General features: G+C 67.9%; 2 protein-coding genes and 2 tRNA genes. All 4 read left to right on the top strand.

The window, feature by feature from the left end:
• On the top strand, positions 1-340 hold a 340-nt coding region (locus Q1N79_RS07330; RefSeq protein ID WP_300605859.1), incomplete at its 5' end, for an SsgA family sporulation/cell division regulator.
• 232 nt (positions 341-572) lie between these two features.
• Positions 573-645 (top strand) — tRNA-Gly (locus Q1N79_RS07325).
• A gap of 84 nt (positions 646-729) precedes the next feature.
• Positions 730-804 (top strand) — tRNA-Cys (locus Q1N79_RS07320).
• Between the two features lie 265 nt (positions 805-1,069).
• The gene (locus tag Q1N79_RS07315) at positions 1,070-2,902 is read left to right on the top strand and encodes a phosphoenolpyruvate carboxykinase (GTP) (protein WP_300605858.1); all 1,833 of its coding nucleotides are present in this window, start codon (positions 1,070-1,072) and stop codon (positions 2,900-2,902) included.
• Positions 2,903-2,995: the final 93 nt, after the last annotated feature.

Here is a 2,995-nt window from a genome sequence, read left to right as displayed (position 1 = left end):
TCGCGAGGATCCGTACGCGATCCGCATCGCGTTCCACGTCGGGCTTGATGAGCCAGTCGAGTGGATCTTCGCGCGTGACCTGCTGTCCACGGGCATCGAGACCCGCGAGGGCCTCGGCGACGTCACGGTCTGGCCGTCGGCCGGCTCCGAGGGCGGCGCGCCCGGCAGCGTCCTGAACATCGAACTGTCTTCGCCGTTCGGCCAGGCGCACTTCGAGGCGCCGGTCAAGGAGATCTCCGACTTCCTCCGCAAGACGTACCAGATCGTCCCTGCGGGCAAGGAGAGCGACCACGTGGACGTCGAGGCCGAGTTGAACGACCTGCTCCGCCAGGCGTCCTGACTGGCAGAACGCAGCGAGCTTCCCGGCCCGGGCCCCCGTAACGGGCCGGGATGACCCCGCCGGTGTTTCCCCCGGCGGCCGTGGCCACGTGCCGCGGGAAGGCGTGGCGGGGTGAGTCGCCACTGTTCGTTCGGGATAATGACTTTTTGTCCGAAGCCTGGGCTCGGAGTTTGCGTGCGCGGCAGGATCGGCTACAGTTCTGAGGGTCCGCCGGAGAGACCCGGCGGAGCGTGCGGACGTGGCTCAGTTGGTAGAGCATCACCTTGCCAAGGTGAGGGTCGCGGGTTCGAATCCCGTCGTCCGCTCGGAGGCGCGGCTAATGCGGCTATGCGGCACGTTGGCCGTCGGCGAAGCTCGCACCCGCGGCCCGGCGGCGAAGCTCGCCCTGTGGCGGAGTGGCCGAGTGGCTTAGGCAAGGGCCTGCAAAGCCCTGTACACGGGTTCGATTCCCGTCTCCGCCTCCATCCAAGTCTTCGATCAGGCGAATTAGTTGTCCAAAGCGCTCGATTCCCGGTTGCCGAGGTCGCCGTCCGGGAGGCCGGCGACGCCGTTCGTGATGCGCCGCGAATCACCCTCGTCCCCCGGCGGGACCCACAAAAGCCTGGCCCTGCCGCTTGTCGCGGGATCAGTGTGTCGGATCTCTCTCTCCACTGGAGCGCGCAGTCCTGTCAAGATGAAGGATCGCAGGTTTTCTGTAGACGGCAGCTTCCTGGGGAGAGGACCGAGTTCGTGGCCGATGTTGACGCCGTTCTTGAAGGCGCAGGGCTGAAGAACGAGAAGGCGCGCGAGTACGTGCGCTACTGGGCCGAGGTCACCGGCCCGGACAACATCGAGGTGGTCAGCGTCGCCGACGACGCGCGCCTGATCCAGGAGTCCCTGGACGCCGTCGAGATCGTCCCCGCGGGTGAGGGCCTGTACTACTCGCGCAGCTACTACAAGGACACGGCGCGCTCTGAGGAGCGCACGATCGTCGCCACGAACGACCCGGCCGACAAGGGTGTCTACAACAACTGGCATCCCGCGGCGGAGATGAAGGCCAAGCTCACCGGGCTCATGCGCGGCGCGTCGGCGGGCAAGACGATGTACGTGATCCCCTACCTCATGGCCGCTCCCGGCTCCCCGCTCGAAAGGTACGCCGCCGGCGTCCAGCTGACCGACAACCGCTGCGTGGCCCTGCACATGAACCGCATGGCCCGGGTGAGCGTCGATTACATCAACAACCTCGCGGACGCCGGCAGCTTCGTCCGCGCCGTGCACGTGACCGGCGACCTGGAGAACCTGGGGCAGGGAACGCCGGACGACAAGCGCTACTTCGTCACCGTGGCCGACGAGCGCACGATCTTGCACTTCGGCTCGTCGTACGGGGGCAACGCGCTGCTCGGCAAGATCGCGCACGGCCTGCGCCAGGCCTGCTACGACGGCTGGGCATCTGCTGCGTTCCTGGCCGAGCAGTTCATGCTCCTGGGCATCATCGACAAGCAGACCGGCAAGCGCTACCACATCGCGGGCGGCTTCCCGAGCGCCTCGGGCAAGACCAACCTGGCGATGACGCTGGCCCCGGACGCACTCGGTTCGCGGTACCACGTCGAGTTCTACGGTGATGACATCGCCTGGCTATGGGTGGGCAAGGACGGCCGGCTGTACGGCATGAACCCGGAGTTCGGCGTCTTCGGTGTCGCCAAGGACACCAACGAGACCACCAACCCGACGGCGATGGACTCGATCGCCCCGGGCACCGGAGCGATCTTCACCAACGTCGCCTACAACGAGAAGACGCACGAGGTCTGGTGGGAGGGCCGCACTCCCGTGCCGCCCGCTGACCTTGACGGCTGGCTGGACTGGAAGGGCCACCGGATCGCCGACCGGTCTGCGGTGGAGGCACGGGACCCGTGGGCGCACCCGAACAGCCGGTTCACGACCACGCTGGCCAACGTGCCGAACGTGGCAAGCGACTACGCAGACCCGCGGGGCGTGCCGATCGACGGCATTATCTTCGGCGGCCGTACGCGGGACCGCGAGCCGCTGATCCGCGCGATCACCGACCTGGCCGAGGGCGTGTACGACGGCCTGACGCTGGGCGCCGAGGCCACCTTCGCGGCCGAGGGCGTGGACGGCCAGCTGCGCTACGACCCGATGTCGATGCGCCCGTTCATGTCCTATCCCGAGGGCGCCTACGCGGCGCACTGGCTCGCGATCATCGGCCAGTGCGCGCAGCCGCCGATCTTCGCGCACGTCAACTGGTTCCAGCGGGACGCCTCCGACGGGCATTTCCTGTGGCCGGGCTACCGGGAGAACCTGCGCGCGCTGCTGTGGCTCATGCAGCTGCGCGACGGCCTGGTGACGGGAGTGCGCTCGCCGGTGGGCATCCTGCCGGCCGAGGACGAGCTCAACCTGGAGGGTTTGTCGATCGACCCAGCTGACCTGGACAAGCTGCTGACGATCGACACGGCCCGGTGGCGGCAGGAGATGGGCTTCCGGGAGCAGCACCTGGCACAGTTCGGCGGCCTGCCCGAGGAGATCTGGGAGGCGCACCGCCGCGTCGCCGCCGAGCTCGGCCTCTGACGGCGTCAGAGGCGTTATTGCGAAGAATTTTTATGGCGTGGAGATGAGGCCCACCGATGCCCGCCGGGCGAACTCCGCGCCCGCCCGTACCCC

This window comes from Trebonia sp. (genome assembly GCF_030042015.1).
Taxonomy (GTDB): Bacteria; Actinomycetota; Actinomycetes; order Streptosporangiales; family Streptosporangiaceae; genus Trebonia.
The sequence above is the reverse complement of the archived record's forward strand: the minus strand, read 5'-3'. Positions and strand labels throughout refer to the sequence as shown.